General features: G+C 59.3%; 11 protein-coding genes. 4 read left to right on the forward strand and 7 right to left on the reverse strand.

Going from position 1 to position 16,290, the window contains the following annotated elements:
* Window positions 1–456: 456 nt before the first annotated feature.
* From FKG94_RS18025 to FKG94_RS18045, 5 genes are all read right to left on the reverse strand, one after another.
* Window positions 457–915 carry a YHS domain-containing (seleno)protein gene (locus FKG94_RS18025; protein WP_142905729.1) on the reverse strand — a complete coding sequence of 153 codons (459 nt, stop codon included), beginning with the start codon at window positions 913–915 and terminating at the stop codon, window positions 457–459.
* Window positions 903–1,442, reverse strand: coding sequence for a hypothetical protein (locus FKG94_RS18030; RefSeq protein WP_142905730.1), 540 nt, complete (start codon window positions 1,440–1,442; stop codon window positions 903–905). Before FKG94_RS18030 ends, FKG94_RS18025 begins: the two co-directional genes overlap by 13 nt.
* Window positions 1,426–3,210: a bifunctional lysophospholipid acyltransferase family protein/GNAT family N-acetyltransferase gene (locus tag FKG94_RS18035; protein ID WP_142928328.1), complete on the reverse strand. Its 1,785-nt coding sequence runs from the start codon at window positions 3,208–3,210 to the stop codon at window positions 1,426–1,428. Before FKG94_RS18035 ends, FKG94_RS18030 begins: the two co-directional genes overlap by 17 nt.
* Before the next feature lie 93 nt (window positions 3,211–3,303).
* Window positions 3,304–4,422, reverse strand: a complete 1,119-nt coding sequence (locus FKG94_RS18040) for a D-alanine--D-alanine ligase (protein ID WP_218943573.1) — start codon at window positions 4,420–4,422, stop codon at window positions 3,304–3,306.
* A gap of 548 nt (window positions 4,423–4,970) precedes the next feature.
* Complete coding sequence (locus tag FKG94_RS18045) at window positions 4,971–5,993, reverse strand: zinc-binding alcohol dehydrogenase family protein (RefSeq protein WP_142928329.1); 1,023 nt, start codon at window positions 5,991–5,993, stop codon at window positions 4,971–4,973.
* 172 nt (window positions 5,994–6,165) lie between these two features.
* Between FKG94_RS18045 and FKG94_RS18050 the strand changes: the two genes are divergently transcribed.
* The 4 genes from FKG94_RS18050 to FKG94_RS18070 all read left to right on the forward strand — a co-directional run bounded on the left by FKG94_RS18050 (window position 6,166) and on the right by FKG94_RS18070 (window position 13,845).
* Complete coding sequence (locus FKG94_RS18050; RefSeq protein ID WP_142928330.1) at window positions 6,166–7,101, forward strand: LysR family transcriptional regulator; 936 nt, start codon at window positions 6,166–6,168, stop codon at window positions 7,099–7,101.
* A 411-nt stretch (window positions 7,102–7,512) separates the two neighbouring features.
* Window positions 7,513–10,560 carry a PKD domain-containing protein gene (locus FKG94_RS18055; protein ID WP_179957702.1) on the forward strand — a complete coding sequence of 1,016 codons (3,048 nt, stop codon included), beginning with the start codon at window positions 7,513–7,515 and terminating at the stop codon, window positions 10,558–10,560.
* 212 nt (window positions 10,561–10,772) lie between these two features.
* A complete protein-coding gene (locus FKG94_RS18065; protein ID WP_142928333.1) occupies window positions 10,773–12,095 on the forward strand; it encodes an amidohydrolase in 1,323 nt (440 codons plus the stop codon).
* 271 nt (window positions 12,096–12,366) lie between these two features.
* Window positions 12,367–13,845 carry an Hpt domain-containing protein gene (locus FKG94_RS18070; protein ID WP_142928334.1) on the forward strand — a complete coding sequence of 493 codons (1,479 nt, stop codon included), beginning with the start codon at window positions 12,367–12,369 and terminating at the stop codon, window positions 13,843–13,845.
* A 297-nt stretch (window positions 13,846–14,142) separates the two neighbouring features.
* Here FKG94_RS18070 and fghA read toward each other — a convergent pair whose 3' ends face one another.
* A complete protein-coding gene (gene fghA, locus FKG94_RS18075; protein WP_142928335.1) occupies window positions 14,143–14,982 on the reverse strand; it encodes an S-formylglutathione hydrolase in 840 nt (279 codons plus the stop codon).
* 45 nt (window positions 14,983–15,027) lie between these two features.
* Window positions 15,028–16,134: an S-(hydroxymethyl)glutathione dehydrogenase/class III alcohol dehydrogenase gene (locus tag FKG94_RS18080; RefSeq protein WP_142928336.1), complete on the reverse strand. Its 1,107-nt coding sequence runs from the start codon at window positions 16,132–16,134 to the stop codon at window positions 15,028–15,030.
* Window positions 16,135–16,290: the final 156 nt, after the last annotated feature.

Here is a 16,290-nt window from a genome sequence, read left to right on the forward strand (position 1 = left end):
TACTTAAGCGCACATCGCCAGTTTGGCAAAACGCGCCAAGTGTTAAGTCAGTTGCTAAGTTGCAGGCGTCCCTCAAGACTGTAAATTTATCCTGCCTGTTACGGTTTTCTCAATACGAAATAAAGTATGCAGGAGGTAAGGCCCGGCGGGGGTGCGCGGTCCCGATCATTCAGGGCGCGTTTAAGCTTGCCTGTCGCCCCGGCGTTTTTTGGCGAGGATTGTCTGAGTCCCGAAAAATTGCATGCAATTTCGACAGCCTTTAGGCTGCCCGAAGGGTGAAAATACGCCTTAGCGTATTTGAATCATTTTTTCAGCAAAAATGGTCGAGTTCCGCAGCCGCCGGGGCGACAGGCAAGCTTGCGCCCGATCGGGACCGCGCACCCCCGCCGGGCCGTGGAGTGGCACATAAAAAATTTAAAACGCTAAACTATCCAAGCAGATCAATCGAGGCCAACCTCAACGCTCAAGCACTGAAGGCCAGCGCCGGTCCGCATCGATAATCAGCTTATCCCTTTCAGCCAGCCACTTATTCTGCACCTGGGCGTTGTAGTTGAGATACAGCTTGCCGTCGACCACACTGAACTGCTGCGGGTCGATGCCCGCCAGCTTGTCGTGCGCCACCGCCCATGCGCAGTAACCGCCGTACTGGGGCGCATACTTTTCCGGATTGGCCCGAAACGCATCGAGGTTCTCGGCAGAGCTGAAGCGCCATTGCGCGCCGCGCCATTCAAGCTGCCATTGTTTTTTGCCTTTTACCGGCGCATTTTCAGTAAAGTAGGCGACGGCATCGTAACCTTTGATAGCCAGGTTGTTGAACCAGGACGTATAGATCGGATCGGCAGCCTGCGCGCCTGCAGCCAAACCGAACAGCAGCAAAAATGATAATAGCGAACGACGCAAATCTAGCGGGTACATTCTGTTGACCTTAAATAAGTGGCAGTGGCCGGTGCAATACCGAGATAATCATCCAACGTAATACCCATGCGCCCGGCAATCATCCGAGCGTAGGCAATATGGTGGATGGTATGGTTGATGACATAGATCACTTCGCGGTAGAGACTGCCCGGCATACACACATTTTCATAGTGACTGACGGATACTTCCGATTCTATCTCTATCGCCCTGTCCTGCAGACCGCGATTGTCGACCCAGCTGCTCAACACCGCTATCCTGGCCAGCGCTGATGCAGGGTCGACTTCAATATCGCTGCCGCGGCTGCGGGTATTGTAGTTGATGCGACCGGTCTGCGCGGCGCCGTGCAGCGCGGCAAAATGATCGAGAATATGGCGAACGTGACAGCCAATACTGGAAGCGTTCGCCTCCGGCTCGCGGCTGTAGCAGTCGCCCACGGCGCCAACCAGGGCTGCCAGTTGTTGCAGCACTGCCAGGGTGGCGTCGCTGAGTTGGTCGGTCAGTACATCGGTATCAGGCGGCAACTTCATCCAGGCCCCATCGTTTTAGAAATTGTTGAGTACCGGCTTTGCCTAAATAGCGCTGCAGGTACTTGTGCGGTGTCTTGCGCAAATCCACCAGGATCAGCCCGTCGAGTGAATTATTGAACTGGGCGTTGACGGAGAAGCACACAAAGCGGCCGTTCAACGCCAGGTAATGGCGCAACAAAACCGGTATCGTTTTGCCGGCGTTCCAGCGGCCGATCAGTTTATTGATAACCACTAAACTGCTCAACGATGCCAGGACCTCCCGGGTCCAGACCTTACCGCGCACCTTTAACGGCTTCACCGGCCGGATCGCGGCCAAATGCTCCTGCTCGACGCGAAAACTGTGCATCATCGATTCGGACAAAAACGCGCGCGCCAATTTGCTGTGTTCCTGGGAGATGCTGACGCACCCAAACAGCGTGTGATACTGCGGGTGTTGCGCGAGGTAGGCACCGATACCCCGCCACAACAGGTCCAGGGCGCGGGGATGGCGCTGGTAGTCGGGCGCCACGAAGGAGCGGCCCATTTCCAGGGTATTGCCCAGGGATTTCAGATAACGCTGGTCAAAATGGTAGAGAGAGCGGCTGTAAAGCGCGGACAAACCCCGCTCGCGCACAATCTCATCCACCCTGCCCATACGGTAGCCGCCGACTATCTGTTCGCGCTCGGTATCCCAGACAAATAAATGCAAATAGTGAGGATCGAACTGATCCTTATCCAGCGATTTGCCGGTGCCTTCACCGGCGGCGCGAAACGTCAACTCCCTGACCCGGGCAATTTCATTCATAACACTGCCAAGCCTTGCATAGGGCGCGCAATAAACGGCAAACTTGCGCTGCGCCAGTAACCGGCAATCGGCCAGCCCGGCAATATCCCGGCGCAGTTCGGCGAGCCCGCGCGTGCTGCGCGGGTCCTGCTGCACCGGCTGAGTGGCCGACTGCGGGTCCGGTGCGGACTCCGGCGGCAACTTTAATATATCCGTAGCCAGCCGCAGGTAGTGCGTGACGGCCTGTTCGCTGTCCAACGCCTCAAGTTCGGCGGGCGGCACGCCCCTGCCGATACGCAGGGTGAACCGCCGGCCGCGCTTGTTGGCAAGTTCACGCGCCAACATCAGCGTGCGCAGACGCGGGTGGATCAAACCGAGCAGATAAAACAAACGGCTGTTATAACCCTCTACGAAAAACGGCACACAGTGGGCGGCATAGCGCCGTGCCAGGCGGCCGACCAGGGGATTCCAGGGACGATCCTCAATAGCGCCGCTGCCTAGATTGAGTGCGGAGACCATACCGGCCGGGTAAATCAGCAGCGCGCCGCCGTTGCCCAGGTGTTGATAGACAGCGCGGATACCTCTGGCATTGTCCCGGGCGGCATCTCGCGACAAGACATCGACACCGATAAACAACTGGTTGAATTCGGGGATCCGACTGAGCAACTTGTTGGTCAGCACTTTGGTATCGGGGCGGGTTTTCAATAGCAGTTGCGTCATCGCCACCCCTTCGAGACCACCGAGTGGGTGGTTGGCGACAAAGATCACGGGGCCGGAACGCGGCACGGTTTCCAGTAACTGCGGATTACCGATATCCAGACCGATATCCAGCGCCGCCAGCGTAAAATCGAGAAATGCCGGGCCCGCCTGCGGGGAGTTGATATCCAGCGCCGGGCGCCGCTCATAGGCCTGCGCCAACGGCGATAAGCCCAGCAGTCGCTCCAGTGTCGCAGCGAGAAAACGGCTTTTCAGTGGCAGTCGAAATGGGTTGTCACCGGTGCTCATCCATAACCTCATACACTGCCTTGAACCCGGCCTTTAAACCAGCTTCAAACTCTTCTCTAAAATGTGTATTACACCTTGACATCAATATAGCCGCTAATCTGTCGCCGGATAAAAACCGTGCAGCCGGCGCTCGGCCTGCCAGCCTTTGAGAAAAGCCCTGATCCCGGGGGTCTTGAAACCCCGCTTGCGGTTCTGGCTACCTAACTGGAACAGCGTGCGGTATTGAAACAGCAACGCACCGACCGCCTCTCTCAGCGATGTATTCCTGTCCCAAATATGCAGGGACTCGGAACTGGCCGTATTGATCTCGACGATTTCCAAACCCTGCCCCAACTGCAACTGCTCGATATCGGGAAACTTGATATCCATACGGCCGTAGTAAAACTCGGGTAACCCCTGCATGATCTGATTGATACGCCGGGTCAACGCCGGTGTAATAAATTCCCGCGCATCGCGGAAAATCGCGCCGCGGCAGTGACTGGCAGAAAAGACCAGTTTATAGGGCTTGCCTTTTTCGATAACGTCAGACAAGCGGTCGCGGTGGCGCTCCTTGTAGAGGTGGCTGAGTTTTCCCGCCCGCGTATCCTGTTCAATCAATTGCGCGAGCGTGTGCTCGCCGTCGCCGACAACATAGGGCGTATATTTCAAAGCCAGGGACACGATGGTTCCCTGTGGCTGCTGCGGATGGCGGATAAAAAACAAGCCGGCTTCGGGCTCCCAGCGCGACAGTTTTTGGATGATCAATGAGGTCCCGGCCGGGTAGGCGGACAGGCAGCGGGCAAGATCGCCGGCGTTGTCGATCAGTTTCACACCGGCGCCGCGACAACCGATATCGGGTTTGCACACGACCGGCAGTTGCAAGCCCTTACGCTCGATCAACTGCAACAACGTTTGCGCCTGCTGCGCGCAGTCCTGCGCGCCGACGGTATGGGTAAACCAGGGCAGTATTGCCGCCTCGCACTCGCCTTCGGCCTGCGCAAACAAGGTGCTCTTGGGTACACCCGCCATGCCGGCCAGCGGCAGCTTCGGATTGGCGAGTAACGGCAGGGTAACCGAGCCGTGGCGCACGCTGAGCAACAACCACTGGATAACGACTGGAAAATACATTAACCAGGTCGGCCAGAATTCGAAAAACGACAGCGCTTTGCCCGAGGTATCCAGCGCTGGCATCCCGGGCGTGACATAAGGCGTGGTTCGGTTCGGCGCTGGCAATTGGGTTTCCTAACTCGAGTGTGTCTTATTGGTTCAATCAGACTGGATAATGTTAAAAAGGTTTCATTACTCAATCGCGCCATTGCTTAAGCGGCCATGGCCAGGCTTGTCAAAACAATTCACGCCCTGGCATCGAGCCATATCTCAAACCCGAGTGGCGCTTGCATCAGGGGATTTGCACTGTCTACGACTCCGCATGCCATCCCGACCAACCCCGGTTAAAAACATTGGGGGGAGGCCTGCCTCTGGAGAGGGCTTTCAGAAACTCTCGACAGCAGGGATGCTGTAGCGACCAACAGTAGGCGCTTTAGGCGAGTTCCCAGGGGTGGAGCGGGAAACAGCGAAGCCCCGCTTCGCCCCGCGGAACGCCCAAAACCTCTGGTTTTGGGCTGGACCCGCTTGCGGGGATTCACAACGTGTTTCTGAAAGCCCTCTCCAGAGGCAGACCGGTCGAGTGGCACTTGTTTACTTCAGCGAGCGCCGTCCATCTCTACCCCATATCGACGCCAACCACGGTAAAGTGTCACCTCTGGGCGACGCTGCAACTGTCAGTCAAATCCCTCAAGCACAATCTTGCCGATCGTATCGCCCGCTTCGAGCAGGGTATGGGCGCGGCGCAGATTGGCTGCATTTATTGTCCCCAGGTTCTGCCCCAGGGTCGTTTTAATCAAACCGTCATCCACCAGCAGGGCTATGCGCGACAGCAGTTCGCCCTGTGTCTGCATATCGTCGGCCCGATGCATCGAGCGGGCAAACATAAACTCCCAATGCAAGGATAGGCTCTTCGACTTGAGCTTGCCAATATCCAGTTCGACCGGGTCGTCGATCAGCACCAGGCTGCCAAAAGGTTTGAGCACCTCCACCAGGGTAGCGAAGTGCCGGCCGGTGCCGTTCAGGCTGGCGACATGGTTGACCTGGTCGATACCGAGCGCCCGCAGTTGCGCCACCATATCGCCGTGGTGGTCGATGACATGATGAGCGCCGAGTGCGGTTACCCAGTCTCGGCTTTGCGGTCGCGATGCGGTTGCCACGACCGTGGCGTTGGTCAGCCGCCTGGCCAACTGGACCAACATGGAACCCACTCCGCCCGCGGCGCCCGTGACCAGCAGCGTCGGCGCCCCGTCCCGGTTGCCGTTGACCCGCGACAGTTTGAGGTGATCGAAGAGAATCTCCCAGGCGGTGATGGCCGCCAGCGGCAGGGCAGCGGCTTCGGCAGCGGACAGGCTGCGCGGCCTGTGGCCCGCCAGGCGCGCATCCACCCGCTGGTATTCGGCGTTGCTGCCGGGGAGGGTAATATCGCCGGCGTAAAAAACCTTGTCGCCGGGTTGAAACTGACTAACCTGGTTGCCGGCAGCCACCACTTCGCCGCTGGCGTCCCAACCCAGGATACGGTATGCGCCGCCGGCCGGCGGCATAGTCTGGCGGACCTTGTAGTCCACCGGGTTGACCGCAATGGCGTCGATGCGAACCAACATATCGTAACCCCCGACCACCGGCTGGGGCAGTTCGAAATCAACTAACGTGTTGGCGTCGGTAATCGGTAGAGATTCTTTGTAGCCTACGGCTTTCATGACAGCGCCCTCCAGTAAATGACGGGCAGACTGTAAGCCTTTTTATTTTCTTTAAAAACAGTAAAATCAATGAATTATATTCAAATAAAAATTGATAGTTCTATGCATAAATTATGCATAAATAGTGACGAGCATGAATAGTAACCTACACAAAGAGCGGCAGGCATAAATCGTGTTGATCTCAGATTTGCATCTAATCGTCAAAACCGCTGAGCTGGGCAGTATCACCCGGGCTGCCACCGCGCTGGACCTGCGGGTGGCGACGGCAAGTGCGGCGATCAAACGGGTCGAAAAGGTCCTCGGCGTCGAGTTGTTCGTGCGCTCGACCCGCCGCCTGCGGCTGTCCAGGGCGGGGGAACGCTACCTGCCCCCGTGCCGGGAGGCACTGGCTATGCTGGAGCGGGCGGGTGCCGAAGCCCTGGGCGGCGAGCGGATTGCGGGGGAACTGCGCCTGACCGTGTCATCGGATTTTGGTCGCAACCTGCTGGCACCCTGGCTCGACGAATGGCTGGAGCACCATCCCGAACTGAGCCTGAAACTGACACTGAGCGATGCCCTGCTCGATTTCTACCGCGACCCGGTGGACGCCGCACTGCGCTACGGCTCGCCTGAGGACAGCAATTTATACGGTTTTAAAATCTGTGATGTGCCCCGTTTTCTGTATGCGTCGCCGGACTACCTGGCGCGCCACCCGGCGCCACAACACCCGTCTGAGCTGAGCGCTCACAACAGCCTCTTCTACCAGATGCGCGACGTCACCCACGATGTCTGGACCCTGACCCGCAACGGCGAGCGCTACCGGGTCAGGCTGCGCGGCGACCGCGTTGCCAACGACGCCGATATGGTGCGCCGCTGGTGTGTGGCCGGCAAAGGCATAGCGGCGAAATCCGCGCTGGATATGGCGCCGGATTTAATGGCCGGCAGGATCGATATCGTTATGCCGGACTATCGGCCGCTGGCCTCGGAGCTGTGGCTGGTGTGTCCCTCGCGCAACTCGATCACGCCGGCGATTCGCCTGCTGCGCGACTACCTGCGGGAACGCTGCCAACACCTGCTGGGCGAAATCGAGGCGGTGATCAGTAGCAAGCACCAAAACTGGGCGGATTAAACGGCAAGCACTTAAACGACCCACTATAGCCAGAATATTTTCTACGAGATCACCCTTGCGCCAAACCGCCAATGTTTTTCCGTCATAAGATATGACGGAAATAACATAAAGCCGGCGCGGTCGATCTGTTAATCTGATTCGGCAGTAAAAAATAAAAACGGCGAGGCCAGTCAGGCAGTAACGCAGTAGCACTCAGTAATTCCCCGCCCAGCCCGGATCTTGCACCGGTGCACGCTCAAACTAACACGCCCACACCAAAACCTGGTGGCGGTAGTGTGCGCTTACCAGTAGTACGGGTTGAGACTGTACCGCTTGATGCGATATCCCGGCGAACCCGGTTCTGCCCCGGTAGAACCATCCGTCAATCAACCATTCTTTATGCATGCTCAGACATGCAGAGCGGGAGCTATCGTGAAAAAAAAACGCTATAAAATAAAAAAACTTTCCTCCATCCGCGGAATAAAAACCGTCGTGGGGTTCACCTATAAGCTGGCAACACTGGTGCTCGCCGGTGTCGCGCTGGCCCTGCCTGCAACCGGCGCCGGACGCGACGCCGCCGGTTACGACAAGCAGACACCGCAGGAGGTTGCCGGCACCCGGGAAATACGCAATGCCGACGGCACCTACCGCATTCGTGCCGACGACAACACACTGAGTCGTCCGCGCCAGGCCAGCAAGCTGATTCAATTGCGCCGCGCACCGCCCTTCGATCCGCTGACGGGCGTTCACCTGACTCTGCCACAGCGTCTGACCTCCCCCGCGCCCGATCTCTACAGGCGCGATACTGCCAACGTCGTCGATGCTTATATCATCCAGTTTCACACCCAGGCGCTGCCCGCTTACCAGCGGGCCCTGCAAGCGGCAGGGGTGGAAATTGTTACTGCGCTGCCACCCAACGCCGTCGTCGGCCTGATGGACAAGACCACCCGGGCGGCGATCGAGTCGCGGCCGTTTGTGCGGGCAACGGTCGATTACCTGCCGGCGTATAAGTTACAGCAGGGCCTGGAAAATCGTATCGCCGCGGCCGGCGCCGATTTACAGACTTACTCGATTATGAGCGTCAGCAAATCCCACCGCGCCGCGCTGGTGCGCTTCACGGAGTCCATCGGCGGCATCGTGCTCAAAGGCGACCCGGCACAAACACAACGCGCCGCTCTCGCCACCAGTGTCAACGACGGCAGCCGGTTTTCCGCAAAACTGAACGCGGCTCAGTTGTTGCAGGTGAGCCGGCGACCGGAAACCCTGTTTATCGACCTGCGCGGCGAAGAGAGCGAGGACCTGGGCCAGGTGCGCGAGCGCGAGGAGTTCGACTATATCGAACAGGTGGCGGGCTACTGCGGCCGGGGCGTCGGCATCGAAGTCTACGACAGGGGCTTTCGCCTCTCACACCAGGAACTGGTCAACAAATCCATTTTGGTGCGCAGCCCGGCGGCGTCCGGCTCCGGCGGCCTGAACCACGGCACGGAGATCGCCGGCATCCTCTATGCCGATGGCATCGCCATGAGCAGCGGCTTACTGCGTTGCGCGGCGCGCCCGATCGTGTTTTCGAGGTTCAGCGCCTTTCCCGGCAACAATCGGCCCACCGAGTCGCAACTGCGCGGCCACTTGGCCGAGTTGGTCGACCCGGCCGGCGATTATCGGGCGGTCGTGCAAACCAGCAGCACCGACTATTCGACCACCACCAATTACACGACCTGGTCGGCGGAATACGACGAGGTGCTGTTCGAGTTGGATCTGGTCAAACTGCAATCCCAGAGCAACACCGGCAATCGCAATTCGCGCCCGGCCGCCTGGGCCAAGAATGTCGTCGCTGTGGGCGGTTTTGACACCAACAATACCGTCGAGCGCAGCGACGACAGTTGGGGCAGCGCCAGTATCGGCCCGGCCGCCGACAACCGTATAAAACCGGACCTGTCCGGCCAGTACGGCGGCATTCGCACCATCGACGACGCCAGCAACACCGCCTACCGGAATTTCGGCGGCACCAGTGGCGCCACCCCCACGGTCGCCGGCGCCTTCGGCATTATGTTCGAAATGTGGGCCGACGGGGTATTCGCCGGCGGCCCCGGCCAAAACCGCGATGTGTTCGACGCGCGACCCCATGCCGCCACCGCCAAGGCCCTGATGATACACAGCGCTTACCGCTACGCGTTCAGCGGCGGCGACAACGCCAATATGAGCCGGGTGCACCAGGGTTGGGGCGCGCCCGATTTGAGAAACCTGTACGACACCGCCCGGGACAACGGCTGGCGCCTGCCCATTCTGGTCGATGAACAGGACGTGCTGACACCGGGCGGTACCAACAGCTACGCGCTCAATGTCGACGGCAGCCAACCGCTGAAGGCGACGCTGGTCTACCGCGACCTGCGCGGCAACCCGGCCGCCGCCATCCATCGCATCAATGACCTGAGCCTCAAAGTCACCAGCCCGGCAGGAACCGTTTACTGGGGCAACAACGGTTTGCGCAACGGCAACTGGTCGACGCCCGGCGGCAGCTCCAATACCATTGATACGGTGGAAAATGTCTTTATCCAGACACCGGCCGCCGGCACCTGGAGCATCGAGGTGCTGGGGGATGATATCGTGCTCGACGGACACCCGCCCACTGCGACCACTGACGCCGTCTACGCCCTGGTGGCCAGCGGCGGCAGCGCCGGCCCGGCGATCAACCGCGCCCCGCGGGTCAACGCCGGCGTCAATCAAACCGTGGTGCTGCCGAACGCGGCAACACTCAACGGCGAAGTCAGCGACGACGGACTGCCGGAAGGCGCCGGTATCACCACTGCCTGGAGCCGGGTATCCGGGCCCGGCACTGTCAATTTCGGCAATGCGGCGGCTGTCGACACCAGCGCCAGCGCCTCGGTTGCCGGCACCTATGTACTGCGCCTGAGCGCCGACGATACCGAGCTCAGCGCCAGCGATGATATACAGATCACCTTTGTGGATGCCGGTACCCCGGTGGTGCTCGAAGCGGAAGACTTCGAAAACGGACTCGGCAATTGGCGCAATGTCAGCACCGGTGATGACGAAGACTGGACCCGCGATGCCGGCGGCACCGCTTCCAACCGCACCGGCCCCGACAGCGGCAACAACGGCAGCCAGTGGTACACCTACCTGGAAACCTCGGACGGTCGCGGGGCTTTTAACGCCGGCGATACCGCCATCCTGGAAGGCCCGAGCGTCGGCGGCGCGGCCCGCACGCTGAGCTTTTTCTATCATATGTATGGCTCGGATATGGGTACCCTGAATGTCGATGTGTACAGCGACGGCGCCTGGGACGAGGGCGTGTGGAGCATCAGCGGCCAGCAGCAAAACGACAATGACGCCGCCTACACACCGGTGTCAATCGACCTGGGCAGCTTCAGCGGCCCGCTGCGGGTGCGCTTTCGCGCTGTCGCCGACGGCGGCTTCCGCGGCGATATGGCGATCGACGATATTGAAATCACCGGCCTCAACTGAGGTCATCACCGCACCGGTGCCGGGATCGTCCCGGCACCGCGACTCGGGACTCGGGACTCGGGACTCGGGACTCGGGACTCGGGACTCGGGACTCGGGACTCGGGACTCGGGACTCGGGACTCGGGACTCGGGACTCAGCGCAGTATCGGCTTTCCTATAGGGTTGAGGCGTTATATCCTCCAAACGTCCCAGTCTAAACACAGGAGACCTCTATGCGCCGCTTACTGCTGACCCTTTCGCTTTCCCTTGCCCTCGCCGCCCAAACCGCACAGGCGGCAGATGATCTGGCCGCCGATATCGCCAAAGATTACCGCTCACACCTGGGCTCGCTGTTCGAACACTTTCACCGCAATCCCGAACTGTCGCATTTAGAATTCGAAACCGCCAAACGGCTGGCAAAAGAGTTGCGCGCTGCAGGCTTCAAGGTGACCGAGGGCGTCGGCAAGACCGGTATCGTGGCGATGATGGAAAACGGCGCGGGCCCGCTGGTGATGATGCGCGCCGATATGGACGGCCTGCCGGTGCTGGAGAAGTCGGGCCTGGCCTACGCCTCCACCGCCAAACAAAAAGACTGGGACGGCAACCTGGTGCCGGTGATGCACGCCTGCGGCCACGATGTGCATATCACCAGCCTGGTGGGTACCGCCAAGCAGATGGCAAAACGCCGCAGCGACTGGTCCGGCACCCTGATGCTGATCGGGCAGCCCGCCGAAGAGCGGGTGGGCGGCGCCAAGGGCATGATGGCGGACAACATCTGGAAGCGCTTTGGCCAGCCCGACTACGCCATGGCGTTTCACGTCAGCTCCGAAATTGAAGCGGGCAAACTGGTGGCGGTCGAGGGCTCGCCCTACTCCGGTGTCGACTCCCTCGATATCATCGTGCCCGGCATCGGCGCCCACGGCGCTTCGCCCCACCGCGGCAAAGACCCGGTGGTGATAGGCGCGCAGATCGTACTCGCCCTGCAAACCATCGTCAGCCGCGAGATTGCGCCGAAAGAGCCGGCGGTCATTACCGTGGGTTCGTTTCACGCCGGCACCAAGCACAATATCATTTCCGATCAGGCCAAGCTGCAGGTCACGGTGCGCAACGACAATCTCGAAACCCGCGAGTATCTGATGCGCGCCATCGAGCGGGTGGCCGTCAACACCGGCCGCGCCGCCGGCCTGCCCGAGGACAACTTGCCCCGGGTCATCCACAGCGAAGAGCCGACACCGCCCACGGTCAATGACATTCCCCTGACCCAGCGGTTGAAAGCAGTCTGGCGCGCCCGGCTGGGCGAGGACGCCTTCGATCAAAACTACCGGCGCCTGGGTATGGGAGCGGAAGACTTTCCGTTTTTTACCATCGACCCCTATATTCCGTCGGTCTATTTCGCCGTGGGCGGCACCCCCAAAGCGGACTTCGAGCGGGAGGCCGCCGGCGGTGCGCCGGTACCCAGCCACCACAGCCCGCTGTTTAAAATCAGCCCGCAACCGGCGATCACCAAAGGCGTGGAGGCAACCGTGATCGCACTGATGGAGTTGCTGCAAAAATAGGCGTGACATCGCCCCCGCAACAGGACTGTCATAAACCCCGGCCGCAGCGTGATGCGGTCGGCGCCGACAACGTGAACTCACGCACAATTTGTTAGCTACTAGCTTGGCAAACAGAACAAAAAACTCGCGCCAGGCATGTCAAACATTGATGTTAGGTGCGATCATATTTCTCCCTACAATAGCACCTGACCCTCCTCTGTACGGGTAATCTGCTTGGCAGGCCGGCACCGCGCATGCCCGCCGTTGTTGCACTCGTTAGAAGGACTGTACGATGTCACTAGTTCAATTCGGGAATTTTCTCGCCAGCCACTTTTCCACCAAGGGCACGCGGCAGGTCAGCCAGATCAACGCCGGCCTGCTGGAGATAGACAGTGACTTTATCATCAGGAAATCCCACTCGCGGGTATTGGAGTCACTGCTGGGTGAAAGTCCGCTGGTCGGCAAGAGCTTCGCCCGCATCATCAGAAGCCGCACAGCGCCCGAGGACGGTAAAAAAGCCCTGTTGGTGCTGAACAAGCTGGTAAAACAGCGCAATATCATCAAGCCCGTTATCAAGCACAATCCCTTTGATTGCCTGAAAATAAAAATCCGCAGCCCCAAGGGACGCAGTATCGTCAAGTACATCCGCTGCGAATTCGGCAGAAGCGACAGTTTCGAACACTATGGCAAGTGGACCGTTACGATTCGGGATATTTCAAAGTCGATCAGAATATCGAAACTGATAAAGCGCTCCAACCAAAAAGCCGAGCAGAAAATAAGTACTGTGATGAGTCTGTTGCAGTTTGAAAAAGATCTGATCAAAGAGTACCTTGAGGGCACGACGACAACCCTGAAAGACATTCTGGCCAACCTGTCGACACGCCCTTTGACCACGCCCCAGATCAAGAAAAAAATCGAAAGTATCTTTGGCAGCGTGCATCAGATGAAAGGGGATGCCGCCATTCTGAACCTGAAGTCCATCAGCGACCAGGCTCACCAGTTCGAGAACCTGCTGTCCGACCTGAGCATGAGAAAGACCCTGTCGACAAAAGACCTGCGGCGGCTGATTTCACCGCTGAAGGCCATTATCGGTGCGGTCAAGGAAGTCAAAGAGCTGTTTGAGAAGATTGTCGAAGGCGGCTGGAGCGACAGCCCCGAAGGCGGCGCCAACACGATGATGCGCCGTCTCCAATACCTGGTGAAACGCCTGGAGATGGACAGCAAGAAGCGCGTGATTATCGTCGATGACGGCTACACCGATTCAGCGATTCCCGCACACCTGCGCCGGGTGATCAACGGCCTGGTGACACAACTGGCCAGAAATGCGGTGATTCACGGTATCGAAGACCCGCAAACCCGGCGCCGGCGCGGCAAGACCCCTTACGGTTGCCTGCATATCAGTGTGCGACATGAGAAGGGCAAGTTGATCGTCGCCATGCGCGACGACGGCTACGGCATCGACCCGGAGAAAATTCGCAATGCGGCCTTCGCTTCCAAATTTTTCACCGCCGACCAGGTGCGGCGCTGGAATAAGACACAGCTCCTCAACGCCATGTTCCGGCCCGGTGTATCCACCGCCAAGACAGTCACTCAACACGCCGGCCGGGGCGTCGGTCTGGACGTGATCAAATCGACGGTGGAGAAGTACGGCGGCACCATCGGCCTTAAAAGCACGCTCGACCAGTTTACCGAGTTCACCATGGCCTTTCCGCGACAACTGGCCGCACCCGGCCTCAACATCCCCACGCTGCACAGTCGGTCACGGCGCTAGGGTCTGATACTTATTGAGTTGCTCTGCTCAATTAGTGTTAAAAGACCCTGGCCTCAACGGCACTGCCTTAAGAAAAGTTGTGCTATGACCGGTCTGGCCCTGGCTGAAGCCTCCAGAAACACGTCGTGAATCCATCCATGGAGACTTCCCGACAGCATCCCTGCTGTCGAGAGTTTCTGGAGGCTTCAGCCAGGGCCAGACCTACCTTCGGTACATTTAATCGAGATCGATGTGACCGGAGCGGTGGCCGATAGACTGATGCAAATACGCTTAACTAAGTGCCATTCGGCCCTAAACCTATTTATTCAAATACTGACCGTGAAACCTGAGATGATCGCCGATAAACGACGCAATAAAAAAATAACTGTGGTCGTAACCGGGCTGCCGGCGAATTTCCATCGGGTACTGCGCCTCGGCACTGGCCGCAACCAATAGTTCAGTTCTCAATTGCTCGGCCAGAAACTCATCGGCCTCGCCCTGATCGACCAGGATCGGCAGACGCTCGGTGGCCGCCCGCACCAGGGCGGTGGTATCGTTGGCTTCCCACTGCCGGCGATCAGTGCCGAGATAACCGCCCAGCGCTTTTTCACCCCAGGGACAGTTCAACGGCGAACAAATCGGCGCAAACGCCGACACCGATCGATAGCGGTCCGGGTTCTTCAGCGCGATGATCAGGGCACCGTGCCCGCCCATGGAATGCCCGCAGATACCGGCCCGCCCGTTGTCCAGTGGCAGCGCCCGGGCGAGCAGCGCCGGCAGCTCATCGACGACATAATCATACATGCGGTAGTGGCGGTTCCAGGGCGGCTCGGTGGCGTTGACATAGAAGCCGGCCCCCAGGCCGAAGTCATAGGCACCCGCGGGATCATCGGGGACATCCGCTCCCCGGGGGCTGGTGTCCGGGGCCACTAAAGCGACGCCTTCCCGGGCGGCAAACTGCTGGGCGCCGGCTTTGGCGACAAAGTTTTCATCGGTACAGGTCAGCCCGGACAGCCAGTACAACACCGGCACCGGTGCCGTCTCAGCCCGGGGCGGCAGGTAAACCGAGAAATGCATATCGCAGTCAAGCACCTCAGAGCTGTGGGTAAAGCGCAGTTGGCGACCGCCAAAACACTTGTTTTCAACGACTTGTTTCATGGTTCGGTTTCGTCTCCTTGGATTTTTCGCTTCGATGTTATCGTCTCAGTACAACACTACCGAGCGGATACTCTCTCCGGCATGCATCAGGTCAAACGCCTTATTGATTTCGTCGAGCGGCATGGTGTGGGTAATCAGATCGTCGATATTGATCTTGCCCTCCATATACCAGTCGACAATCTTCGGCACATCGGTGCGCCCGCGGGCACCGCCAAAGGCCGTGCCGCGCCAGGAGCGTCCGGTAACCAACTGAAACGGGCGGGTCGAAATCTCCTGGCCGGCGCCGGCGACACCGACGATACAGCTTTCCCCCCAGCCTTTGTGGCAGCACTCCAGGGCCTGGCGCATGACATTCACATTACCGATGCATTCAAAGCTGTAGTCCACGCCGCCGCCGGTCATATCGATCAGATGATCCACCAGGTTTTCAACGTCGTTGGGATTGACGAAGTCAGTCATGCCGAACTGCCGGGCCAGGGATACCTTGGCGGGGTTGAGGTCGATACCGATAATGCGGGTGGCCCCCACCATCTTCGCCCCTTGAATCACATTGAGGCCGATACCGCCGAGGCCGAATACTGCCACGGTGGAGCCCGGTTCCACCTGCATGGTAAAGGCCACCGCGCCGATGCCGGTGGTAACGCCGCAACCGATATAGCAAATCTTGTCAAAGGGGGCGTCTTCGCGCACTTTGGCCAGCGAAATCTCCGGCAGCACCGTAAAATTTGAGAAGGTCGAGCAGCCCATATAATGCAGAATCGGCTTGCCGTCGAGGGAGAAGCGGCTGCTGCCGTCCGGCATCAGCCCCTGTCCCTGGGTGGCGCGCACGGCCTGGCACAGGTTGGTCTTGGGGTTAAGGCAGAAATCGCACTCGCGACACTCGGCGGTATACAGGGGAATCACATGGTCGCCCGGCTTGAGACTCTTGACCCCGGCGCCCACCTCCACCACCACTCCGGCCCCCTCGTGGCCGAGAATGGCCGGAAAGGCACCCTCCGGATCATCGCCGGACAGGGTAAAAGCGTCGGTATGGCAAACCCCCGTGGCCTTGATTTCAACCAAAACCTCGCCGGCTTTGGGACCGCCGAGGTCCACTTCGGTCACCGTTAGCGGCTGTCCCGCCGCCAGGGCGACGGCTGCTCTCGTTTTCATTGCCAATTCCTCTTGTCGGTTGTTTGGTTTGGGCGCCGTGTTGCTAACTTTCGTTGCAGGGTCGGTTAGGCACCCTGATTATCCGCTCAACAAAAAATTCTCGCCCAGGGCTCGAAGCTGGCGTGTTCGCGCATCGATGTCAATGGGATATTGCAG

This window comes from Exilibacterium tricleocarpae (genome assembly GCF_007004655.1).
Taxonomy (GTDB): domain Bacteria; phylum Pseudomonadota; class Gammaproteobacteria; order Pseudomonadales; family Cellvibrionaceae; genus Exilibacterium; species Exilibacterium tricleocarpae.